The following is a 23,974-nucleotide window of genomic DNA, read 5'->3' on the forward strand; positions in this document are numbered from 1 at the left end:
CGTTGCACAAGGAGGGCCGCACGGCAAGAGGACTCTGCTTTCAAGAACCTGTTTTCCGCTTCATCTGATGTTGTTCTATGGCATATGATGCGAAAATGCACCACCGTGAGAGGTAACCTCCAATGCGCTTCGATCCTCTCCTCCTTGGCTGGTCCCTCATTGGTTATGCGGCCATGCCGTGGCTGCGCCGGCATACTCAAACCCGCTTACAAACGGGCAAAGAAGAAGCATCCCGTTTAGGCGAGCGTTTTGGCTACCCAACGCAGCCACGCCCGCCACTTCATATGCCTGTTTTATGGATTCATGCTGCTAGTGTAGGAGAGTGTCGTGCGGTTCTACCTGTTATAGAATGCCTCTTTAGGCAACACCCCTCCCTTACCATCCTCATAACCACCGCTACCCGCACTGGGGGGCAGGTCGTTACAGCCCATGCCGCTTCCTTTAAGGGACGTTTGATCCATCAATTTATCCCTTATGACGCCCCTCATTTACTCAGTCGCTTCTTCGCCCATTGGCGACCTAATGGGCTGGTCCTGATAGAGAGTGAATTATGGCCGGGTCTGCTATGCCTCTGCCAGAGGGAACATATCCCTGTTATGGTGCTCAACGGACGGCTCTCGGCGCGTTCTGCCCGCCGCTGGCAATTAGCTGCCCCTCTTTTACGCTACTTATTACGCCCTTGCCGCTGGATTATGCCACGCAGCCAAGCTGACCAACGCGCCTTCACACAGCTTGGCATCGCTCCCTTGCTTCCCCCAGCAGACCTAAAAGAAGATGCACCTCCCCTCCCTTTTGATGCCGCAGACGCCGTCAAAATACGGCAGCATTTGGGAGGACGCCCTCTCTTTGTTGCAACATCCACCCATCCAGGTGAAGAAGACCTTATCGTTGCCGCTGCGCAAGAAGCCCGTCAACAACGACCTAACCTCCTTACCGTCATCATCCCCCGCCACCCAGAGCGCGGAGCCGCTTTGGCAGCCCAATTTAAAGCCCCATGCCGCTCCCAAAACACCATGCCACAAGACCAAGATCCCCTTTGGATTATTGATACATTAGGCGAGGTCGGATTATTCCTTCACTTAGCTGAGCGTGTTTTGATTGGCCACTCCCTCTACCCGCCCGGCGGAGGTCATAACCCTTTGGAATCTCTGCGCTTTCGTCGTCCGACGGCATATGGACCTTATATGCAGAATTGGCAGGATATTTGCACCACATATGCCACATTCCTCCATCAACTCCATGACAAAGACGCTCTCATCCAGTGGCTTGTAAGACCTACAATACCCGCCCCCCCACCATTAAAGCGCTCTAAAATTAGCCATGATGCTACATGCCTTATTATGAACATAATCCTTGGTAATAAGGAAAAATAATGAAACGAATTGCTCCATCTTTTTGGCAGAGCGGGACGTCAAGCGTTGTATCCGACCTTTTGCTGCCTGTCAGTAAGGTGACGGGTTACCTCAACCGACACCGCCAGAAAAAGCCATCTGCGAAATTACCTGTCCCTGTTTTATGCTGCGGCAATATCAGCGTAGGGGGGACAGGTAAAACACCACTTACACTTTATTTGCTGCAAAAACTTATTCAGCGTGGGCATAACCCGCATGTGATTACGCGCGGTTATGGCGGGCTATCCAAAAAAACAGGACGTATACAACCTACGCATGATAAGGCTACAGATGTTGGGGATGAAGCCATGCTTCTTGCCCGCCTCGCCCCGACATGGCGTGGCTCTGACCGTTACACAAACGCTCAACATGCCATTGAAGCAGGAGCCGATTGTCTTGTTATGGATGATGGTCTGCAGGACCCTAGCCTTCATAAAGACTTATCTATCCTTACTATTGATGGCCCAGTAGGCTTTGGCAATCAACGCCTTCTGCCTGCTGGTCCTCTTCGGGAAACCTTGGCTGATGCTCTACCGCGTTTAGATGCTGCGGTTATTTTTGGACAAGACCGCCATAATATTACCCAACAACTACCGGAAACTCTGCCCTTATTGCACGGTCGCTTAATGCCCTCTTGCGCGATCCACCAGCTTAGCGGACGCAACATCATCGCTTTTGCAGGTATCGGAAGGCCGCAAAAATTCTTTAATATGTTACGTGAGGCAAATCTCACAATTTTAAGAACGCTCACCTTTCCTAATCATCACATTTATTCCGAGCAAGAACTTCAACACCTCGCCCAGCTTGCCCATACACCCAATACGGTTTTGGTAACAACTGAGAAGGATAGTGTAAAACTCCCCTCACTGTTCCAAGACTTTGTCACCACCATCAAGATTGAACCCTCATGGCGTAATCCTTCTTTACCGGAAGAACTTCTAGACCGCTTTATGCCGTGCTAGCCTCTGAGGCATGAAGACTCATCTGGAAGCGTGGAGCCTGCGCGGGCTGCTCTGGTGTTTTGGCAAACTCTCCCCTGGTTTTGCCTCTACCCTTGGCGGGCGCGTGGCGCGGTATATTGGCCGCTTCCTACCTTCATCCCGCGTTGCGATGGTAAATCTCCAGCGTGCTTTTCCCGCCATGAGCGCAGTAGAACGTAATACGATTCTCGCTAACTGTTGGGAAAATCTAGGCCGTACCTTCGCAGAATTACCCCATCTTGCAACCTTGCCTGCTCACCCAGATAACGGGCCAGGATGGTATGTTCTAAACGAGCATATTTTACACCATGCCCGTATGCAGCAACGGCCTATTCTTTTCTTCTCCGGCCATTTAGGGAATTGGGAACTCATGCCCCTTGTCGTGGCACGTTATGGCCTGGCTTTCTCCCCCTTTTATCGGGCCCCGAACAACCCTTTAGTCGATCGTCTTCTCTGCCACTTACGCCGCAAACTTATCAATGAGCCTGTACAGTTTTTTCCTAAAGGCAAAGAAGGAGCCCTAGAGGCCATCCGTCACCTCGCTAAAGGCGGGCATCTTGGTGTGTTAGGGGACCAGAAAATGAATGACGGAATAGAGGTTTCCTTCTTTGGCCACCCCACCATGACAGCCCCCGCCACGGCTGCCTTGGCACTGCGCTTTAATGCCTTAATCGTCACCGGGCGGGTTTGGCGGGATGGGCCTGCACGCCTTACCTTAGAGGTCTGCTCCTGTCTGGACCCACACATGATGGTTCCCCCCTCCTCATCCCGCCAAGAGAAAATCCGCCATCTAACACAGCATCTTAATGACCAATTGGAATCATGGATTACAGAACGGCCGAGTGATTGGCTCTGGCTACATCGCCGCTGGGAAAAAAAGTATTATCGATAACAAGATTGTAACTTTCCTCTAGTCATGCGTTGAAAACATGGTAGGATTGCAAAATAAGAACTGACACATAGAGACCTCGCATTCCTATTCATTTTTTGCATAGCATGCATGGCACTCAAGGGCGGTTCATAGAGTAATGCGGCAGGTTATCTGCCCCGTTCTCACGAAGGAGATGCTGACATGGCTCAAAAAGCGTTTCGTGTGGCAGATCGTGCCGCTGCCTCCTCTTCCTCCCAGCAGGGCCCTGCCACTATCATTCCTTTTCGCCAGAAACTCCTACCTCATCATCGGCGCTATCTCGCACACTGGCTTACCGCAAGCCAACCGATGGGTATTCTTGATGCCTCTATAGAGAGCACACAGGATAGCCCTTCACCCCTTATTGTTATTTGGGTACGGGAAAATGCAGACCCTGCTTATCTCATCCGGCTTGATGGGCACCAAGATGGGCACCAATGGGTCTTAATAGACTGCCTCAGAGAACACGAATTAGGCCGATATAAAAACCTCAATATGGCACTCCATACAATTCGCCCTGTTCTTCCTCTACCAGAAGAAGCTGCTGCTTCCTGCTAACAAAAAGCCCGCCTAAACATACAGGCGGGCTTTTTTCTATTATGAGGCGCGCCCTTTAGAAATCCGCTGGAAGAGGTGTCTCTTTTGGCTCCTCAGCTTTTTTAGCAGCGGGTGTTGCTGCTGGTGTCGCCGTTGTCAAAGCTGAAGGGGCTGTTAGGTCACGCGAAGCAGGGATAATTATTTGGCTCCCCCCACCGGGGACGATTTGGTACACCCCCAAGGCCCGCAACATGCGCCCATCAGCCCGTAAATGGAACAAACCATCAATCCCAATATAGCCCTTTGGCTGGGTTAAAGCCTCGGTCGTTAACCGATTTTGACGAATCAACGCACCAGCTAACGCAGCGGCATCATAAGCATAATCGGACACGGGCGATGGTGGGCGATGATAGCTATTTTGATAGGTCTGCACATAGCCACTGCGAAGCTGCTCATCAAACGCAACATACCAGGCTCCGTGGAGGTCCCCCAATTTGCCATCAAAGGCACGCCATAACATCGGCCCTAAAATACGAATTTGCGGTGTTAAAAGCTGATTCGCCTTTAGGGCCTCAATGACATGAGCAAGGTCTAAGCCTGTATCACCCAGCAATAACGCATCAAACGGCACAGAGGGCACTGATGAGGCCGAAGCGGTAGATGCTGTAGAGGCAGTTGGAGAGGATGAAGACGTGGGAGCCGCTGGCGCATCATTCTCCGCTAACGGATCCTCTGCTGAGGGACCAGCCTCTTTAGGCTCTGGCGCGGCTGGTGTTGAGGTGGGCGTTGATGGAGACGCTGCGGCGGCTACCCCATGGCTTAATTGCGCCATTTTCTGCGTAATATCGTTGATATCACTGCTATGATAAATGATTTTAGGCACGTCCAACCCTGCCTCTTGGCAGGTTAATGTTAGCCCTTCCCCTAAAGCATGGCCAAAAGCTGTATCAGGTAAGAACGCAGCAAGATGCTTCCGCCCATCTGTCCGCGCAGCATCCACAAGCCGCCGCACTTGTTGCTCGGGCGTTAAGCCCATCACCCACACACCTGGCCGCGCTTGTGTAACATCACTTGTAAAGGCCAGCTCCGGCACATGAGCCGATTGCAACACGGAAGCTACCGCTTGTGTATCAGCCGCTGTTAAAGGGCCAAGGACAATCTTATCACCACTCTCCAACGCCATTTGGGCTGCATGAGCAGGGCCTTCCGCCTCGGCACTATCAAACACATCAAGGGCGGGGGATTGGCCATCTGGCAAAGCAAGGCGCGCGGCCTCTTGCATACGTTGACCAATAGCTGCATGAGGGCCCGTCAGCGGGACGACCAAACCTACACGAGCCGGTTTTTCCACAACAGGGGCAGGATGTGCAAAGAGGTCTGCCCCTTTATCGGCTTCCTCCCGACCGCCACACGCTGTGAGCAAAAGAAAAACGCCCGCCATGACTATCGTACGGCCATGTTTCCTCTTGCCGCGCCCCTGCCCATCGCGGCTATAAGGGATAGAGCAGCTCTTTAAGGATGGCGATGTCTGACAAACCATATACTTCCCCCGTTAACGGATCGTTCCCCTCTTCTACCGGGCAGCTCATACTTGTGGCAACGCCTATTGGGAACCTTACCGATATTAGCCAACGCGCGCTTGAGGCTCTCAAGACAGCAAACGCCATCTTATGCGAAGATACACGCGTTACCACAAAATTATTACGCCATTATGGCATCAATAATCAGCTTATTCCCCTCCATGACCATAATGAGCAAGAGCGCATCCCCACTGTGATTGAACAATTACAGCAAGGCCAATGCCTCGCACTCGTCTCCGATGCGGGAACACCGATTGTCTCTGACCCCGGCTATCGGCTTGTGCGCGCTGCTCAAGAGGCCGAGATTGCCGTCACCTCTTTACCGGGGGCAAATGCGGCCATCACCGCTTTAACCCTCTCTGGCTTGCCACCACACCCTTTTATGTTTCTTGGTTTTCCACCACGCGGGGAAGCAAGACGACAACATTTTGCCGCCCTCCGGGCTATGGAACAAGCAGGCTTAACCGCAACATTATTATGGTATGAATCCCCCCATCGCCTGCTTGATACATTGCACACACAACAACAAGTCTTTGGTGCAGACCGAGCCGCAGCCATAGGACGGGAATTAACCAAACATTTTGAAGAAATGCGCCGCGGCACCATTGCCGAACTCATTGCCCATTTTGAGGCAAACCCACCGCGTGGTGAGATTACCCTCCTCCTCGGCCCCCCAGAAGCCGCAGAAACAGGCGCGTTAGAGCTAGACCGTGCGCTAGAGGACGCCTTGAAAACACATTCCGTTAAAGATGCTGCAAGCCTCGTAGCGGGGATTGTCACCCTCCCAAAACGCACTGTTTATCAACGCGCTTTGGAATTAGCTAAACGGAAGAAAAGCTCTTAATCATCTTCCTTCGGCAAGGTGAATTGCCCCGCCGCAATCGGCATCCCTGTACGAATATTCGTAAAATGCACAACCGTTTTATGGCTTTGTGCGTCTAACACTGTCCATCCCTTCAAAGTGAGGGGCTGAGCAGCGAAATAGAGCGTCATCTCCCCCTCACTTGGGTTTTCCGTCCTCGTGACACGCAAGCGAATCTCATTGCCGCGTTGCTCATAATCCAGAATCGTTACATCACCTGAGAAGCGTGGGTCAGGCCGTAACAGCAACCCCAACGGGGTATGCTCCAAGGGGATGGTCGTAACCTGCCCTATGCTGCGGTCCTGAAACACCACTTTCCCCTCATTAGCTACTAGTAAGAGCGGGCTTGGTGGATCGTATGAAAAACGCATCTGCCCCGGCCGCTCTAACAAGACCGTGCCCGTGGCTGTGCCATTCTGCTCGCTCACTTGCTCAAAACGTGCTTGAAAGGTTTTTGCCGCTTTCAAGCTCGATTCAATCTTATGCACCCAACCTTGCTGCGCCGGGGTAAGGGATGCCGCAGCATATGCCTCCTTCCCCAGAGCCATGACCCCACTGCCTAAGCTAATAGCCATCGCGCAAGCGGTTATGATATGTTTCATCTTCATCTGACCACTCCGCCTTACTTATAAAGAGATATCCGCAGCTTGGAAAATGGGCCGCACATCCTCACGCCATGCCCCATAATATTGCTCTAACCAGCGTTCGGCTTGTGTTTTAGCCCCATCAGCAATCTCATAAAGCGGTGCGAGGTAATATTCCTCCCCATAATTACGCGTTTTTAGGCCACGTTCCGAAAGCTCCAAAACCCGCTTAGCAAGAGGGCGTAACCCACCGGGGAATGGCGCATCCATAGCTTTCTCGACAACCAATTCCGCAAGGGATTGATATTGTAGCCAAGGCTGCTCCTTCACCAGCTGTTCCGCCTCAGCCAGCACATCAGGGTCATAGAACAGCCCGACCCAGAAGGCGGATTGTGCAATCATCATAGACGGATTGCCCGCATCAGCCCCGCGCATCTCTAAAAACTGCTTCAACCGCACATCAGGGAATAATGTTGTAAGGTGATCCTCAAAATCCCCAAGGGTGGGATGTAGGCCCTTTAATGGCTCTTGTTGCTCCCCAGCCAACCATTTGCGGAAGGAACAACCTGCAACATCAAGGTTATGCCCATCCCGATTGACAAAATACATCGGGACATCCAACGCCCAATCCACATAACGTTCAAACCCAAAGCCTTCCTCAAAGAAAGGCGTGGGCTGGCCACTCCGCTGGTTATCCGTATCTAACCAGATATAAGCCCTATTAGAGAGACGGCCGGTTGGCTTACCCTCTGCGAATGGGGAATTGGCCATCAGCGCGGTGATAAGCGGCTGTAAGGCAAGGGAGACGCGCATTTTGCGCGCCATATCGGCCTCGCTGGAGAAATCAAGATTCACCTGCACAGTGCAGGTACGCGTCATCATATCCAGCCCACGCCGCCCAACTTTCGGCATATAACGGCGCATAATCGCATAGCGGCTTTTGGGCATCCACGGCATGGCATCACGCGGCCAAAGCGGCTGGAATCCCAAAGGGGCAAAGCCCAAACCCAACTCCCGCGCAGGCCCACTAATCTGCTGGAAATGAGCAATCATCTCCTGCTCTGTCTCTTGCAGCGTCCGCACGGGTGCGCCAGAGAGCTCAAATTGCCCTGCAGGCTCTAGGGAGATGGAACGTCCCTTATGCGCCCCAGCACCTTTTAGGCCAATAATATGCCCATTATCGCGGATAGCCTGCCAGTCTGGCCCTTCCAAAGCGGTTAAAAGGGCTTCAATCCCTTCTGGTTCGTAAGCTGGTGGGGCAAAAGGCTTTAAATCCCCCCGCGCACGCTCTGGCAGGCGGAAGCCGAACTTCTCATGCTCTGTCCCAATCCGCCACGCCTCTTGCGGCTTACAGCCCTTAGCGAGAACATCAATAAGCTGCGCTTTATTTTCAATTGGAGCTGTATTGCTCTCACCTGGATTGGACATACACAAAACCTTACCGGCTATAATTCATCTTAATACGCTATAGGACCGCCAGAATTGTCCGTAAGCCAGAGACTGCATATTAGGGGTCATCATGATGCTCATTCAAGAGACCAGCACAGAATCCCCTTTATCGTACCGCCATAATCTGCGCTAGAGCAGCACAAGCAGCCGTATCAGCCCGCAAAATACGCGGCCCTAAAGAAAAAGACTGCACAGCCTCATGCCGCGTTAGACGGTAGATTTCATCCTCCGCAAAACCTCCCTCCGGCCCAATGAGCAGCGCATCACATGAAGACGGTGCCCCACCTTGGCCAACACGCTCCAACGCAACAGTTAAGGTACGCCGGTTAGGCCAACGGGCCAGCACAGCGGCCAATGGCTCTAACGGCATAATCTCTGGGACATCCAACCGCTCGCATTGCTCTGCGGCTTCCTGCGCGATAACGGCTAGACGCTCCAAATTAAGGCGATGCGTATTCGTCCTAGCTGTCACAACAGGGCGAAAGCGCGTTACCCCAAGCTCCGTCCCCATGCGAATAACTAACTCCGTCGCATCGCGCTTTAATGGGGCAAAAAGCAGCTCTATCCCCTTTGTCTCCTCCTGCGGGCGCAGGCAAGAGCGCAACCGTGCAGAGCCACGCTGCTTTTGTAAGCTCTCAATCTCGGCATGCCATTCGCCATCGCGCCCATTAAACAGCACAACAGCGTCCCCCACCTGCAAACGCATGACCTTACCTAGATAATGCGCCTGCCCTGCAGAAAGCTCAATAATCGCGCCCTCATCCCAAGGGAAAGCGGATTCGACAATAAAAAGGCGTGGTTCTGTACGGCTCATAATCTCTAAGGGCATAACGCGTTCCCTCACAGCTTGCCAGAGATGATGATAAAATATTGACCTCCCCCTCATTCTCGCTAAGCACTAACTTTATGATTCAAAAGCATCCTCATACTGATATTTGCCAGAATGGCCTCATCGGGCGGCTTGGTGAGCCGTGGCGGTCCTACGCGCTTCTTGCCCGTTTAGACCGGCCCGTTGGCACATGGCTCCTCTTCCTCCCCGGCGTGTTTGGCATTTTCCTTGCTGCCCAAGGCCCCAGCTTGCAAAAACGGCTCCTCTATGTCGGGCTATTTGCCATTGGCTCACTGCTGATGCGCTCTGCAGGATGTGTAATTAACGATATATGGGACCGCAAAATTGACGCCCAAGTCTCTCGCACGGCAGGCCGTCCCCTCGCCAGTGGGGCACTCAGCCTAAAGCAAGGAATCGGGCTGCTCATCCTTCTCCTGTTAGGCGGGCTGGCTGTCCTCCTCGCTTTACCCCCCCTCTGCTGGGCCTTAGCTCCTGTCGCGATGCTCTTTGTGACATTCTACCCCACCGCAAAACGCCTCACATGGTGGCCACAACTTGTGATGGGCTTCACCTTCGGCTTTGGGGCCCCTATGGGCTACGCTGCCAGCCAAGAGAATATCGATCTACCGGGGATACTCCTCTATAGTGGGGTTATCCTCTGGCAACTCGGTTTTGATACGATTTACGGCTTCCAAGATATGGAAGATGATGCACGCATTGGCGTGAAATCGACCTCACGTTTAATGCTCAGCCATGCCCGCTTATTTGTTGGGCTTTGCTATGGGCTGACGATGGCCTTCTTTGCCGGGGCGGCTTACACAGCACACCTGGCACCGGTCTTTTGGCTGCCCTTCCTCCTCGCTGGCCTAATGATGGCCTATCAGGTGAAACGCCTCACCCCCCATGATGCACCACTCTGCCTCTGTTTCTTCAAGCAGAATGTCCTAATAGGCCTCATACTGGCATGCGCCTTTGTCCTAGGACGCCTGGGAGTTAACGGGGGGCCACTCGGCTTTTAAATAAAATCCGCCCCGCACTCAGCATAGCCCCAAAAAAGGCCACAAACGCCGCCGCTCCTAAGCAAATGAAGGCAGGATGGGAGAATAAGGTAAACAACCCTGCCACCAGCAAAGCCCCCGTTGTTTGGCCAGAGAGACGCGCTACGGACAACATCCCGCTTGCTCCCCCTTCGCGCCCCGGCGGGGCTGTAACCATAATCGCGCGATTATTAGGCGGTTGGAAAAACCCAAACCCCATACCCGCTAATAAAGTCCGCCATGCAATGGCACTATTGCTCGCATCCAATGGCAAAGTACAGAGTAAAATAAAGCCAATACAGGTTATCAACAGCCCAATGGAGGACAATAACGATGCAGGGAAACGATCAGCAATTTTCCCCACTGTGAAGGACATAACCGCAACCCCTACGGCCCAAGGGGCAATCAACAACCCAACTGTTGCTGGGTTTTTATGAAAAGCAACCGCCAAGGTGAAAGGCATCGCCACAATATACAGGTTAGACGCCACAAAACCACAAAAGCTTACCAAACACGCGACAAGAAACGGCACACGTTTGAGCAAATCCAGAGGGACAATTGGCTCAGTCCGTTTTTTCTGCCAGCGTAAGAGCAACCACCAGCTCACCAAACTCCAACCTGTCAGACCCGCTCCCCAGCCTATATCACCGTGCATAAAGCCATCCAACCCCACACCTAAAAGTGTAAAGGACACGACTGTAAGGATAGAGCCGGGAATGTCAGTTTTTACATCACTACGCGGTGTTTTAGGTAAAGCACGGCTCGCTAGTAAAATAGCCGCGCCGCCCAAGGGTAGGTTAATCCAAAATATCCACGGCCATGAAGCAATAGAGAGGATAAACGAACCAATAGTCGGCCCTAATGCCACCCCTAACCCAATGAATAACCCATTGAGTGCAATCCCTTTACCAATCAATTTATGAGGGTAAATGAAGCGTACGAGTGCAATATTCACACTCATAATGCAGGAGCTACCAACCCCTTGTAACGCGCGGGCTAAGGTAAGCTCTAACATATTTTGGGATACAGCACAGGCTACCGAGGCGATGAGGAATAAGACAATCCCTAACTGGCTCATCCGCCCAAAGCCAACCCGCGCCCCAAGGGCAGCCAACGGCAAGAGGCAGGCCAAATTCGCAAGCTGATAAGCATTGATAACCCAAATCGCCTGCGATGGAGACGAATGCATATCCGTCGCGATGGTAGGCAATGCCACATTGGCGACTGAATAATCCAAAATCGATAGCATCAAGGCTAAAATGACCGATGACATCGCCTTGACACGCTGCATCCCATAAAGGCCAGCGTGTCTCTCAGGGTCGTATTCACCCTCCAGGCTAGGATCGGTCATTTTACTGCCCATGATCTCTCTGCTCTCCTAAATAACGCAGGGGAACCCCTGCAAAAAGATTGCTCTCGATTTGCTCCAGGGACGCACCCTTTGTCTCTGGCACAAAACCTAATGTGATGAGAAGGAACATACCATTAAATGCTGCAAAAAGGATGAACGTCCATGACGCGTTCATAACAAGCATGAGCAGTGGGAAGATGCTAGAAATGACCCAATTCGCTACCCAATTTGTCACCGTGGAACAACCAATGCCGAAATCCCGCCCGCGCGTGGGCTGTACCTCAGAACAAAGCGCCCAAACAAGCGGCCCCTCCCCAATAGCAAACCCTGCTACAAAAAGGAGGATAAACCCACAAAGCAAGAAGGAAGCTGTCACACTACCCCCACCATAAGCCAGAACGACACTCACCCCTACTAAAGCTAATCCAACAATTGCACAGCTTGTCAGCAAAAGAGGACGCCGGCCCCAGCGGTCTGCAAACATAATCGCCACACCGGTGAAGACCATATTTGTCAAGCCAACAAGTGTAGTCGCCCAAACAGAGGCATTCACGCCAAAATGAGCAGCCTCAAACACCTGAGGCGCATAATATAAAAGCGCGTTAATACCACTTAGCTGCTGCATAATTTGCAGCACAATCCCTAAAAATACGGACCGTCTGAAATGACGATTACTACGGAACAACCCAAAGCCAGCATCACTACTCTTAGAGAGCCGGCTATGAATATCAGCAAGCTCTGCCTCGGCTACTTCTTCATCAGAGCGCAGAACACGCAGGACCGTACGGGCACGCTCTGTATCGCCACGCATCATCAACCAACGCGGGCTTTGGGGAAGTATCAACACCACAATAAGGAACAATATAGCCGGTAGGGCCATAATGCCTAACATCCACCGCCAATGCCCCCCTGAGGACAAAAAGCTATCGGAAATAAAGGCAAGGAAAATCCCCAATGAGACCATGAGTTGATAGAAAGAAATCATCGCCCCACGAGCAGATTCTACCGTAATTTCAGAGATATAAAGCGGGGCGGCAAAAGCGGCTACACCAACAGCAAGCCCTAACAAAACACGCCCCGTAATAATTAACCCCACACCAGGAGCAAAAGCACAAAAGAGCGTCCCTATTAGGAAGAAAATACCAGCCCCTAGCATGGCCCCTGTCCGGCCAAAGGAGACGGAAATACGCCCAGCAAACATAGCCCCAAAGGCCGCACCTGCCATCATGGAAGATACAATCCACCCTTGTAAAACAGGCCCAGCGTGAAAATCCATCGCCATAAAAGGCAACGCACCAGCGACAACACCCGTATCCAGCCCGAACATCAACCCAGATAAAGCGGCCAGAATCCCCAATACGGTAGCACGGCCTGTTGCTTTCTGCGTGACTGCGGAACCTTTCTCTCGCTGGGATACCGGTGCTACTCCGACCATGATCTCTCCTTAACCATACCTTTAAAATACCTCTCCAGCATGAAGCATCGGGGGAGTATGATTTATTGGCTTAGTCTGCAATCTTTTTAATGCTCGTTTTGCTTCACAAAAGGGTTACGGCTACCCCGCAGGAGCAATCTTATCGGCGTACCGGGAAGATGAAATGTCTCCCGTAGCCCATTGATAAGGTAACGCTTATAGCTATCTGGCAGTTGCTCCGCCCGCGTCCCAAATAGCACAAAAGTGGGAGGGCGACTCTTTGCTTGCGTCATGTAACGCAGTTTCAAACGCCGACCATCCACAAGAGGAGGCTGGTGTTTTTCCACTGCTTCTTCAAACCAACGGTTTAAATCGCTTGTCCCCACGCGAGCATTCCATACCTCGCTCGCACGACGCACAGCAGGCAAAAGGCGATTTAGCCCTTCACCTGTTAGAGCAGAGAATGTGACCACCTCAATCCCTCGCATTTGCGCGAGTGATATTTCGATCCGTCCCGCAATAGCTTTGCGTGTTGCTTGACGCTCCTTTACCGCATCCCATTTATTAAGGGCCAGCACACAGGCCCGCCCTTCTCGCTCGATCAACCGTGCGATTTGCAAGTCTTGCTCATCCACACCGCGCTCGGCATCCAGCACGAGGATGACGACCTCCGCCATCTTCATTGCCTCAATAGAGGCAGAGACAGAGACGCGCTCTAATCCTTCTTGCACGCGCGCACGTTTACGCATACCCGCTGTATCGACAATCTCAATCGGCCCAATGTCATCCTCTAGCCCAACGCTAACAGCATCGCGCGTTAAGCCAGCCTCCGGGCCGGTAATCATGCGCTCCTCACCGAGCAAACTATTCAAAAGGGTGGATTTCCCCGCATTAGGGCGGCCAATAATAGCGATGCGAAGCGGCTTTTCCCCATCATGCTCGGCAAGTGTATCTTCATCAGGGAGAAGACTTGCAATCTCTCCCATAAGGTCCGCCAGACCTTCCCCATGCTCGGCAGAAACCGCAAGAGGCGTCCCTAACCCCAGAGAATAAGCCTCCATCGCGGCCTCGGCCCCTGCACGCCCCTCCGCCTTATTCGCCACAAGAAGAACGGGGCGGTTCTGCCGCCGCAGCCAATTCGCAAAATGCTCATCTGCTGGGGTGATACCAGCCCGTACATCAACACAGAAAACCACCAAATCCGCTTGCGCAATACCCTGCTCTGATGAGGCACGCATACGGCCAAAGAGGGTCTCTGGAGCGGCTTCTTCCAAGCCGGCTGTATCAACAAGGCGCACACGCCGCCCGCGCAGCATCGCAACACCGTCTTTACGATCACGCGTTACGCCGGGCACGTCCGACACAATGGCCTGACGCCGCCCAACAAGCCGGTTGAAAATGGTGGATTTCCCAACATTTGGCCGTCCTGCGATAACGACAACCGGCAGCCGGCCTGATTCAACCGACTCAACCATAGGCGCGTAAGACACCATCATCACTTAAGACAAGCAGCTGCCCATCACACACAATCGGCTGGACTTGGCAAGATGATGGCGTGTCAATCTTCCCTAGATCGCTCCCTGTTTTTGCATCAATAATCACCATGCCGCCACGCTTCATACTGGAGAGGCAAACAAGTTTATTGTTCAACAAGATTGGGCCTGTCCATTGGATGCCCTTTTTCTCGTGTTTGGGGTCCTCAAAGCGGGTCAGCTGCTTCACCCAACGCACTTGCCCGCTTACCCGGTCGAGGCAAGCGAGTTGCTGATCCAGCGAAATGACATAGAGCCAATCACCACAAATGCAGAGCGGGGACTGACCGCTCACCTCACGCTCCCACAAACGGCGGCCGGAGCGCATATCAATCGCTACCAGCACGCGGGAGAGAGAAATTGCGTAGGCTGTACCATCCACCACGACAGGACCACCACGCACGCACGCGAAGTCCAGCATCGCACCAAGCCCATTACCCCCACCGAGACTATCGCTCCATACGATCTCACCAGAGGTTGCACGGAGGGCCAGAAGATCACCACTGCCGAACCCAACAACTACAATGCCATTGACCACAGCCGGAGCGCCTGCCCCAAACAAGCTCGTACTCACATTGGTAGCTTGATAGGTCCAACGTTGTTTACCCGTGCTGGCTTCCAGCGCAAATAAGCGAGCATCAATCGTGGTAAAGAACATCAAGCCATCAACGATTGTCGGGGCAGAGCGGCCCGGCGTGCCAATATCGACAACCCATTTCTGCTTCCCTGTTGCAGCATCCAGGGCGAGAGCTTGTGCAATACCATCCACAACATAAAGTGTATCATCAACAAGCGCGATGCCGCCGCCGATATTGGTCGAGCGCGTTTTACGCGCAGGCTGACAATGCCATAACAGCTTGCGATCTGGCCAGCTCCAAGCGCGGATAGCCCCTTGAGCATCCACCGTAAAGAGCCGCCCGCCCCCTATAACGGGAGAGGATTGCAATGCGCCATGACGATTGGGCACAAAAAATACATTGGACAGCCAACCCACTTCCTTCACGGCGGCACCGATAGATTGGCTCCATAGCTGACGCGTACCACTCCATGCGGCGTTTACAGCCTCATGAGAGGGCACACGGCCTTCCTGCATCCATTGATGAACAGGCTGAACCGCTGGTAATTGAACGACCGATTTATCATGCGGGTCTACCGTCAAGCCCGCCCCGGTGGAAAGGACATCAATACGCCGCCCGGGAAGAACTGTTTTCTTGGGATCGTCCTCAAAAATACCGCAGCCTGCAAGCCCGGCCATCGCCGCAACAGAGCAAGCCCCTTTAAGAACAGACCGCCGAGATGTCTTTACAGGCTGGCCAAGCGAAGGTGAAGAAAAACGATGGCTCATCCAGCCTCTCCTAATGTTTGTAATAACATCCCAGCCCGTTGACGCAGGCCCTCTGTACTATCGGGGGAGGATTGCACTTGCTGCAAAAGGCGGCGTGCCTCCTCATGGTCTGTCTTTGTGCTACCCGGTGCGAGGTCAAGCACCGCTAGGCCTTCCTTCGCAAGAGGGACCCAACTCCCGCCCTCTTGCACTAAAGCTTGATACCCCGCCCGGAGCTCATCACGCGGGGCCGTATCCATCCGCGCATTCAACCCTCGATACTGCGCCATAGAGCGAAGAGACGTATCTGCTTTTTTATCTTCCGCAACAGCGGACCATAATCTCAAAGCGGAGGCTGTGTCATGCTCTTGCAGTTTAAGTTCCGCCAAATACATAGCAGCGTAGCTCCGCACACCCTCTGGCGCGCTTTGGGCAAGCTCTTGTAAAATGCCTTCAGCTTTTTGATGAGCCGCCCCCTCTGTCACAGGCTTGCCCGACAACGCCCCAAGCAGTGACATGGCCTCAAAATAACGATTAGACGCTTGCGCCTGAGCAGTATGAAGCTGATGCTGCTTCCATCCCCAAACACCACCGCCAATGCCTGCTACAATAAGCACGCACAACACCACCACACCCACGCGCAAGCCCACGCTACGCATTTTTGCAAGGCGTTGTTCTTCCTCTAATTCTTGAAATAAATCGTCTGCCACGCCGTATCCTTAGCTGGACTGCACACACTCATTCCGCACCCTATAGCATGGCGGCTCTGCTACCAACATACTATCACGATAAAAAAACATCGCCTTCTTAACTCGTTATGGCTGAAAGCGGATAGGCTGGCCTACATTACGCGTGATAATCGCATCATCCTCCATCACCACATGACCGCGCACAATCGTCCCAACGGGCCAGCCTGTCACGCTTTTACCGTCATAAGGCGTCCATCCGGCGGGGGAGGCTATCCAGTCATTACTAATGGTGCGTTGCTTTTTCATATCCACAAGGGTGATGTCAGCATCGAACCCCACGGCGAGCCGCCCCTTATTGGGCAGGCCATAAACCCGTGCAGGGCCAGCAGCCATCACATCAACAAGGCGTGTCAGGCTCAACCGCCCCGCATTTACATGGTCCAACATCAAAGGAACAATCGTCTGCACACCCGTTAGGCCGGAGGGGCACTCCAACCAAGGGAGCTCCTTCGCATCCTTAGGGTGCGGGGCATGGTCGGAGGAAACAACATCCACCCGGCCATCACGCAAGGCGGCCCATCCAGCCTCAAAATGGCAGCGTTCATTCCTCAACGGAGGATTCATCACCGCCTTACCTCCAAGACGCTCATAGCATCCCGGCCCTTCATTGGTTAGATGATTAACCAAGACCTCCACGGTGGCGTAACGCCGGTTCTCAGCCAGAAGGGTAAACTCCTCCTCTGTCGAGACATGAAGAATATGGATAGGCCGCCCCGTCTTATGCGATAATGCCAAGATACGCTTCGTCCCACGGATGGCACATTCAGCATCTCGCCATTCTGCATGGAGATGGTAAGGCTGACCCGGCTCAAACAGCTTCCGCCGTTCCCGCAGGCGATATTCATCCTCTGAATGAAATGAGACACGGCGATGACCCGAGCGTAGAACGGCCTCTATCCCCTCATCATCTTCAATCATCAAATCACCAGTGGAGGAACCAGCAAAAACCTTCACTCCACATACGCCCTCCTCTTGCTCAAACTCAGCAAGTAAAGGGGTATTCTCCCGCGTAGCCCCGATATACATTGCGACGTCTATATGGGCTGTGTCGATAATATGCTGACGCTTCCAATCCAGCATCTTTTTATCGGTCACGGTGGGGTTTGTGTTAGGCATATCAAAGACGGAGGTAATCCCCCCTAAGGCAGCAGCGCGTGTGCCTGTCTCCAACGTCTCTGCCTCAGGCTTGCCGGGGTCACGCAAATGAACGTGAGAATCAATCAGGCCGGGGAGAACATAAAGCCCCGTTGCATCAATCACCCGTGTGGCTTCATCCTGCGAGGAAACACTCAATGAGGCAATCTTCTGATCACGGACCCCAATATCCGCTTGGGCCTCCCCCCATGGGAAAATGCACCGCCCGTTCCGAATGATGAGGTCAAATCGCATGATATCTCCTTAGAGGCTTGGCCATCGCTCTATCTAAATAATGGTGTAATTCTACTGTGCTCTGGCCCGTTCATAAAGAGCCAAGGCGGCATGCTGCACATTTTCCACCTTTAAGGCGGCCATATCACCCTCTCCCTCCGGGCCGGGGGCCAAAAGAACCTCCGCCCATCGGCCTGATGGTGCATATTGGGACGCATAACTTGGCCCAAACAACCCTAATGTTGGCACATTTAAAGCCGCAGCAAGATGCATCAACCCCGAATCACCCCCCACAAAGAGAGAGCAACGCGCAATAAGGGCCGCTACTTGAGCAAGGCTATACTGCCCGCCCCCAATATCCAACACATTAGGCAATAAGGCCCGTACTGGGGCGGCAAGGCGTGCTTCTCGCTCCCCCGGCCCATAAACCAAAAGGGGGCGAAACCCCCTTGCCTGCATCTGCCGCGCGAATGTCGCAAAGGATTCAACGGGCCAGATTTTATGCTCTGTCCCCGCCGTAATGGCTAAAGCGAGCCATACACCCTCATCAGGCAAAAGCGTAGCAGCATAGGCCTGCTCCTGCGCTCCTAACCATAAGGTGGGGTAATGTGCATATTGTACGCCTAAAGCGCGCGCATGTTGAGCCAGCTTTAAGCCCTTTTGCCGCCCTCCACGAACCTTATAACGCGCCCTGCTCCATACCCCATAACTGACAAGAGAGGCCCGTAAATCCACCACTACCTCCCACCGATAACGCACAACATCGCGCCATAGAGCAAGCCAATGCTGATTATAAGGGCGTTTCTCCATTACAATCAGCCGTTCGCAACGCGGCATATAACGAAAGAGGTCACACACAGCCGGGCCGCATACGATGGTAAAATATGCCTGCGGATAGCGTGCCATCATGGCCGAAAGGGCCGCTAAAGAGATAACAGCATCCCCCAACCGATGCGCCGTGATGAACAGGACGCGCTTCACTCTCGCATCCAAAGAGGGTTATCGACCGTCTCTAAAAACTGGGCATGACGGGCTAATGTAGCTTCATCTGGCGGGGCCATAGGGCGCGGGGTACGCCCTGTTACCGCCTTACGCTTTACCCGCCCCTCTGATGAAGTTCTTTGTGTTTGCTCATTACCCAGCCCCAAACCGCGTTGTCGTCCACCGATAAGCTCTACATACACATCGGCAAGCAAGCGGCAATCAAGCAACGCATTATGCGTGCCACGCTCGGAGAGGTCGATATTAAAACGACGGCAGAGCGCATCCAAATTCGCAGGCATACCGGGGAACTTCTTCCGCGCCATAATGACTGTATCAACCGCGCGGCTTTCATAATCCAATGGTGGACGCCCGGCCCGTTTTAGCTCCGCATTGATGAATTTGAAGTCAAACGGTGCATTATGGGCTATCATCTTCCCATCACCGATGAAGGCTAAAAACTCATCAGCAATATCAGCAAAAAGGGGTTTGCCCTCCAAATCGGCCAACGTAAAACCATGCACTTTTGTGGCCTCAGCCGGGATGTCTCGCTCTGGATTAATGAGGACGTGGAAGTAATTTTCCGTCCGCAAATCATTCACCAATTCCAAAGCAGCAATCTCAATGACCCTATCGCCAGTATCAGGGTCTAGCCCTGTGGTCTCTGTATCAAAGAGGATAGAACGCGTCATATCTTCCCTTCCTGTGCAGAAGCCTCATCCCTCTCCTGCCGTAATTGCTGCAAAAAGCGATGAATCTGCCGCGCACTAAACGCACGAGACAGTCCCGTTTTTATCACGATATCGGCCCGCTGTCGTCTCTCTTGGTCTGTCATTTGGCGTGTTAGAAAGGCTTTGGCCTCCTCAACACTCATCTGCCCGCGATGTTGATGACGCTGCCGCAAACGCGCTATCCGCACAGCGAGCGGGGCCTCCACCACCATCACGGCTGTGCAATCACGCTCTGCTCCTGTTTCCCACAATAAAGGAATATCCAATACGCAAAACGGCACGCCCCGCGCCCGACACCGCGCCAAAAATGCGCGTCTTTCTTGCTTAACAAGGGGATGGATTATCTGCTCCAACCGGGGCAACACGGCTGCATCTTGCCCGATGAGCCGCCGCAGAGCCACACGGTCTAACTGCCCATTATGCACCACCGCAGGGAACGCCCGCTGCAAAGGCCCAATAGCCCGCCCATGAGGGGCTTGTAGGCGACGCACGCAGGCATCAGCGTCAAAAACTGGGACCTTAGCACGGCGAAATAAAGCCGCGATCGTACTTTTCCCCGCTGCCATTCCCCCTGTAAGGCCCAGAACATACATAACTAAGTAAGGTCTGCCATCAAAAGGTCAAAGCTCTGCTTATCAACCTCTGGCCATAAACCAAACCACGCATGAAACCCAGCCCGCGCTTGGTACAGCAACATCCCTAAGCCCTCTACAGTGCGTAACCCACGCTGTTGAGCAGCGCGCAATAGAGGGGTTTGGAGGGAGGTATAAACAATATCAGCAACACTCAACCCTAATTGAGCCTGTTGGAGGATGCTGGGCCAATCCGTCTCATCATAGCCACCCATACCAAGTGATGTCGCATTGATGAGTATCTGCATCTCCCCTAAACGGGCAGGCCAATCCGCCCATGGCAACACAGCCCCTGCCCCAAGAGCCGAGACTAAGGCTTCAGCCCGTGCGGTCGTCCGATTAGTGATGAAAACATCGCACCCGCAATCCTGCAAGGCTGCAGCAATCGCCCGTGCTGCCCCACCTGCACCAAGAATCAACACAGACCCGCTGGGAGATACGGCATGAGCCCGCAAATTATCGCAAAAGCCCGTGCCATCCGTACAATCCCCAAGGATGCGCCCATCCTCAAAACGTAGCGTATTAGCCGCACCAGCCCGCTTTGCGGTCATTGTTAGCTCATCACATAAGCGAAAAGCCTCCTCCTTATGGGGGATTGTAACATTTACGCCGCGAAATCCCGCTGCTGCCAAGCCACGCAACGCGACCTCTAACTGCCCCGGCGCAACAGGCAGAGGGACATAAGCCCCATTGATCTGATGCACCTTACACCAATGATTATGCAACATAGGCGAGCGTGAATGGGCAACAGGCCACCCAATAACGCCCGCTAAAACCGTTTTACCATTAATCATCATGCTCTCTCTTTGCGTTGCGCCCATAAAAGCGGCAAGAGACGTGCCAAACGCTCCGCCCATGCGCGTTGCCCAGCGTCATCGGAGATTAAATCTTGCCTAATTTCAATCTCCAAAGCAGGGAGCTGACGCCGCCCTGCATGATAAGGCACGCTATATTCATTATGGCTATTTAACACATAAGGCTGATTATCCCCCACACATAACCCGCCTTCTGCCTCCAAAAGAGTACGCATAAGGCGCGCTGAATGTGGGTCATGATCATGCAAAAGGCCAATCTCCCACGGGCGCGGCTCTCCACCCTCCATAGCGGGGGTAAAGCTATGGAGAGAGACAAACAAAAACTCCCCTTTATCCCGCTGAGCAAGATGACGCTCTATCTCATCATGATAAGTATGGAGTATCTCCTCCTCTCGCGCATACCGCTCTTGCTGGGAAAGATTCTGATTCCCCGCAATCGCCGTGCCATCACTCACCGGCGGGATAGACGTTGGATGCCCTGCGGCCCGGTTACAATCAATCACCAGGCGAGAATAGACCTGCTCAATCAACAAACATCCCAAGGCGTTTTGCAGATGCCGCCCAACCTCCTTAATGCCAATATCATAAGCGATATGCCGCTCCCACGCCTGAGGGGGCACCCCCATATCCCCCAGAGATGAAGGCACAGCCTGCCCGGCATGGTCGCTAATCATCACAAAGGGACTTTCCTCCCTTGGAGGGAGAATATGATAAGGCAAAGGGTCTGCCGCACTTAATAACGGCATGGTTGGCGCACGCGTCATTCTGTTTCCTGCAATAAAGTGTGGATTATAGATACAGCCTGCGACTCCCCCCAATCCACCCCGCCATCGGAAATCGCTCGCACTTGCCCGCTTGCGTCAATCAGCAGCGTCATCGGCAAGCCCGGATCTTTCACCGTTTTGATGAAAGGTTGCACGTGCTCACGCTCTGCGACCCATACGGGTAAACCCACAGCATGCAGGCGGGGCAAAGCAGCAGCTACTTGCTCTGCTGCCCCACTATCTAACGCTACAGGCACAATGGGAAGATCGGGATGTGCCTTTAACAAAGCTGCAAGCTTAGGCAATTCCTCCCGGCAAGGCAGGCACCATGTCGCCCATAAATGCAGCATATAAGGCTTATTTTCATGCAATGGGAGGGTCGCCTTCTGCCCTGCTAAGCCAGTGACGGGAAGCATCACCGGGGCAGAGAGAGCGGGCTCTGGCTCCAATTCTTGCAGATTCTGCAATCCATCAGCCTGCGCGTAATTGTGCCTTACCCCCACAGCCGCTACAGTAAGGAGAGCCAAACAAACGGCACCTACGCGAATCTTCTTTAAGTATCTCATCATATCGGTCCTCATGACGCACCCTAATACCAGCAACGCCTCCCCTGCAAATAAACCAGCCGCTCCCGAAGCTGCCAACCCCCAATGGGGTGGACGTTTTGCCAGTGGCCCCGCCGCGATTATGGAGGAAATCAACGCCTCTATTGGGTTTGATAAAACCCTCTGGCGACAAGATATTCGCGGCTCGCTCGCTCATGCAGCTATGCTGCGCAAGGTTGGCCTACTTACAGCCCAAGAAGAAGCCGAGATTCAGAGCGGCTTAGCAGCCATTGGTAAGGAGATTGAGGAAGGGACATTCCCCTTCTCCCCCGCTTTGGAAGATATTCATATGAATATCGAATCCCGCCTCTCTGAGCGCATTGGTGAGGCTGGTAAACGTCTGCACACCGCCCGCTCTCGCAATGACCAAATCGCAACGGATTTCCGCCTTTGGGTGCGGGATTCCATTGATGGCATCATAGAGCAAACCGAAGCCCTCATGCGGACCCTCGCCCGCCGCGCTTTGGAGTATCACGATACCCCCATGCCGGGCTTTACGCATCTTCAAGTTGCTCAGCCTGTGACCTTTGGGCATCATTTACTCGCCTATGTGGAGATGCTCTCCCGCGATGCCTCTCGCCTGCGTGATGCGCGCCGCCGGATGAATGAGTGCCCCCTTGGCTCTGCCGCGCTTGCGGGGACCTCTTTCCCCATCGACCGCGAGATGACGGCCCAATCCCTAGGGTTTGACCGCCCTACAGCTAACTCTCTTGATGCTGTATCTGACCGTGATTTCGCGTTGGAATATCTCTCCGCCCTCTCCCTAGAGGCGATGCATCTCTCTCGTCTCTCTGAAGAGATTGTACAATGGGCGTCTGCCGCATTTAATTTTGTGCATCTCTCAGATGCCTTCACAACGGGCTCTTCCATCATGCCGCAAAAGCGTAATCCTGATGCGGCGGAGCTTGTCCGCGCCAAAGTCGGCCGCATTACGGGAGACCTCATCGGCTTACTAACCGTCATGAAGGGCCTGCCCCTCGCTTATGCGAAAGATACGCAAGAGGATAAAGAGCCTGTTTTTGACGCAACAACGGCCATCACCCTCTCCCTCGCTGCAATGGAGGGTATGATTCGGGACCTCAAAGCCAATAAGGCACGCATGAGAGAGCTAGCGGGAGCAGGTTTCTCCACCGCGACAGACCTTGCCGATTGGCTTGTACGCGCACTGCGCCTCCCCTTCCGCACGGCGCATCATGTTACAGGGCGACTTGTGAGTTTGGCCGAGCAAAAAGGCTGTGACCTTGCCGACCTCTCCTTAGAGGAGATGCAGGCTGTAGAGCCCGGTATTAATGCCTCTCTCTATGAGGTTTTGACTGTTGAATCCTCCCTCGCGTCACGCACGAGCAAGGGCGGGACCGCACCGCAGAATGTACATGCTCAAGCCACTGCGTGGCTAGAACGCCTTAATCATCATAAAGAAAGTAAATAAGATGCGCTCCATCCGCACGACACTCATTAAGTTAAGCGTCCTTACCTTTGTGGGGGGAAGTTTACTCTTAGGGCTAAATGCATGTGGCAAACGTGGCCGTCCTCAGCCGCCCGGCCCCGC

23 protein-coding genes are annotated in these 23,974 nt (G+C 53.4%); 7 read left to right on the forward strand and 16 right to left on the reverse strand.

Annotated features, from left to right (window positions below):
* The first annotated feature begins 122 nt into the window (after window positions 1-122).
* From NQF64_RS03060 to NQF64_RS03075, 4 genes are all read left to right on the forward strand, one after another.
* Entirely contained in the window at window positions 123-1,373 is a 1,251-nt protein-coding gene (locus NQF64_RS03060; RefSeq protein WP_266106417.1) for a 3-deoxy-D-manno-octulosonic acid transferase, read from the forward strand.
* The gene (gene lpxK / locus NQF64_RS03065; RefSeq protein ID WP_099027082.1) at window positions 1,373-2,353 is read left to right on the forward strand and encodes a tetraacyldisaccharide 4'-kinase; all 981 of its coding nucleotides are present in this window, start codon (window positions 1,373-1,375) and stop codon (window positions 2,351-2,353) included. The genes NQF64_RS03060 and lpxK overlap by 1 nt, the downstream gene beginning before the upstream one ends.
* Window positions 2,354-2,363: 10 nt before the next feature.
* Window positions 2,364-3,263 (forward strand): lysophospholipid acyltransferase family protein, encoded by a 900-nt coding sequence (locus tag NQF64_RS03070; RefSeq protein WP_266106418.1) that lies wholly within the window; start codon window positions 2,364-2,366, stop codon window positions 3,261-3,263.
* A 180-nt stretch (window positions 3,264-3,443) separates the two neighbouring features.
* Window positions 3,444-3,839 (forward strand): hypothetical protein, encoded by a 396-nt coding sequence (locus NQF64_RS03075; RefSeq protein WP_266106419.1) that lies wholly within the window; start codon window positions 3,444-3,446, stop codon window positions 3,837-3,839.
* Between the two features lie 55 nt (window positions 3,840-3,894).
* On the opposite strand, the gene NQF64_RS03080 is transcribed toward NQF64_RS03075, so the two are convergent.
* Entirely contained in the window at window positions 3,895-5,358 is a 1,464-nt protein-coding gene (locus NQF64_RS03080) for a penicillin-binding protein activator (protein ID WP_266106420.1), read from the reverse strand.
* Here NQF64_RS03080 and rsmI point away from each other — a divergent pair.
* Window positions 5,343-6,242 carry a 16S rRNA (cytidine(1402)-2'-O)-methyltransferase gene (rsmI, locus tag NQF64_RS03085; RefSeq protein WP_407651788.1) on the forward strand — a complete coding sequence of 300 codons (900 nt, stop codon included), beginning with the start codon at window positions 5,343-5,345 and terminating at the stop codon, window positions 6,240-6,242. The genes NQF64_RS03080 and rsmI overlap by 16 nt on opposite strands.
* Here rsmI and NQF64_RS03090 read toward each other — a convergent pair.
* The 3 genes from NQF64_RS03090 to NQF64_RS03100 all read right to left on the reverse strand — a co-directional run bounded on the left by NQF64_RS03090 (window position 6,239) and on the right by NQF64_RS03100 (window position 9,107).
* Window positions 6,239-6,868 (reverse strand): LolA family protein, encoded by a 630-nt coding sequence (locus tag NQF64_RS03090; protein ID WP_266106422.1) that lies wholly within the window; start codon window positions 6,866-6,868, stop codon window positions 6,239-6,241. The genes rsmI and NQF64_RS03090 overlap by 4 nt on opposite strands.
* Window positions 6,869-6,886: 18 nt before the next feature.
* A complete protein-coding gene (locus NQF64_RS03095; protein WP_266106423.1) occupies window positions 6,887-8,272 on the reverse strand; it encodes a glutamate--cysteine ligase in 1,386 nt (461 codons plus the stop codon).
* Between the two features lie 127 nt (window positions 8,273-8,399).
* Complete coding sequence (locus NQF64_RS03100; protein WP_266106424.1) at window positions 8,400-9,107, reverse strand: 16S rRNA (uracil(1498)-N(3))-methyltransferase; 708 nt, start codon at window positions 9,105-9,107, stop codon at window positions 8,400-8,402.
* A gap of 92 nt (window positions 9,108-9,199) precedes the next feature.
* Here NQF64_RS03100 and ubiA point away from each other — a divergent pair, with 92 nt between their 5' ends.
* Window positions 9,200-10,141, forward strand: coding sequence for a 4-hydroxybenzoate octaprenyltransferase (gene ubiA / locus NQF64_RS03105; RefSeq protein WP_266106425.1), 942 nt, complete (start codon window positions 9,200-9,202; stop codon window positions 10,139-10,141).
* On the opposite strand, the gene NQF64_RS03110 is transcribed toward ubiA, so the two are convergent.
* The 12 genes from NQF64_RS03110 to NQF64_RS03165 form a co-directional block, all read right to left on the reverse strand.
* The gene (locus NQF64_RS03110; RefSeq protein ID WP_266106426.1) at window positions 10,116-11,510 is read right to left on the reverse strand and encodes an MFS transporter; all 1,395 of its coding nucleotides are present in this window, start codon (window positions 11,508-11,510) and stop codon (window positions 10,116-10,118) included. The two genes, ubiA and NQF64_RS03110, sit on opposite strands and share 26 nt — an antisense overlap.
* A 1-nt stretch (window position 11,511) precedes the next feature.
* Window positions 11,512-12,945, reverse strand: a complete 1,434-nt coding sequence (locus NQF64_RS03115) for a sugar porter family MFS transporter (protein WP_099027090.1) — start codon at window positions 12,943-12,945, stop codon at window positions 11,512-11,514.
* Window positions 12,946-13,031: 86 nt separating this feature from the next.
* Window positions 13,032-14,399, reverse strand: a complete 1,368-nt coding sequence (gene der, locus NQF64_RS03120; RefSeq protein WP_266106427.1) for a ribosome biogenesis GTPase Der — start codon at window positions 14,397-14,399, stop codon at window positions 13,032-13,034.
* A complete protein-coding gene (locus NQF64_RS03125; RefSeq protein ID WP_099027092.1) occupies window positions 14,392-15,801 on the reverse strand; it encodes a PQQ-binding-like beta-propeller repeat protein in 1,410 nt (469 codons plus the stop codon). The genes der and NQF64_RS03125 overlap by 8 nt, the downstream gene beginning before the upstream one ends.
* Window positions 15,798-16,490 (reverse strand): tetratricopeptide repeat protein, encoded by a 693-nt coding sequence (locus NQF64_RS03130; protein WP_266106428.1) that lies wholly within the window; start codon window positions 16,488-16,490, stop codon window positions 15,798-15,800. The genes NQF64_RS03125 and NQF64_RS03130 overlap by 4 nt, the downstream gene beginning before the upstream one ends.
* Before the next feature lie 105 nt (window positions 16,491-16,595).
* Window positions 16,596-17,918, reverse strand: a complete 1,323-nt coding sequence (locus NQF64_RS03135; RefSeq protein ID WP_266106429.1) for a dihydroorotase — start codon at window positions 17,916-17,918, stop codon at window positions 16,596-16,598.
* A 51-nt stretch (window positions 17,919-17,969) separates the two neighbouring features.
* Window positions 17,970-18,878 (reverse strand): glycosyltransferase family 9 protein, encoded by a 909-nt coding sequence (locus NQF64_RS03140; protein ID WP_266106430.1) that lies wholly within the window; start codon window positions 18,876-18,878, stop codon window positions 17,970-17,972.
* Entirely contained in the window at window positions 18,875-19,570 is a 696-nt protein-coding gene (dnaQ, locus tag NQF64_RS03145; protein ID WP_099027095.1) for a DNA polymerase III subunit epsilon, read from the reverse strand. Before dnaQ ends, NQF64_RS03140 begins: the two co-directional genes overlap by 4 nt.
* The gene (gene coaE, locus NQF64_RS03150; RefSeq protein ID WP_266106431.1) at window positions 19,567-20,202 is read right to left on the reverse strand and encodes a dephospho-CoA kinase; all 636 of its coding nucleotides are present in this window, start codon (window positions 20,200-20,202) and stop codon (window positions 19,567-19,569) included. The genes dnaQ and coaE overlap by 4 nt, the downstream gene beginning before the upstream one ends.
* 2 nt (window positions 20,203-20,204) lie before the next feature.
* Window positions 20,205-21,035 (reverse strand): shikimate dehydrogenase, encoded by an 831-nt coding sequence (locus NQF64_RS03155; RefSeq protein WP_266106589.1) that lies wholly within the window; start codon window positions 21,033-21,035, stop codon window positions 20,205-20,207.
* Entirely contained in the window at window positions 21,035-21,802 is a 768-nt protein-coding gene (locus NQF64_RS03160) for an N-formylglutamate amidohydrolase (protein ID WP_407651805.1), read from the reverse strand. The genes NQF64_RS03155 and NQF64_RS03160 overlap by 1 nt, the downstream gene beginning before the upstream one ends.
* Before the next feature lie 14 nt (window positions 21,803-21,816).
* The gene (locus tag NQF64_RS03165) at window positions 21,817-22,389 is read right to left on the reverse strand and encodes a TlpA family protein disulfide reductase (RefSeq protein WP_266106433.1); all 573 of its coding nucleotides are present in this window, start codon (window positions 22,387-22,389) and stop codon (window positions 21,817-21,819) included.
* A 10-nt stretch (window positions 22,390-22,399) separates the two neighbouring features.
* On the opposite strand from NQF64_RS03165, the gene argH reads away from it, so the two are divergent.
* Window positions 22,400-23,854, forward strand: a complete 1,455-nt coding sequence (argH, locus tag NQF64_RS03170; protein WP_099027100.1) for an argininosuccinate lyase — start codon at window positions 22,400-22,402, stop codon at window positions 23,852-23,854.
* The last annotated feature ends 120 nt before the right edge of the window (window positions 23,855-23,974 follow it).

The organism is Bombella saccharophila (assembly GCF_026385475.1).
In the GTDB taxonomy this organism is placed as follows: Bacteria; Pseudomonadota; Alphaproteobacteria; order Acetobacterales; family Acetobacteraceae; genus Bombella; species Bombella saccharophila.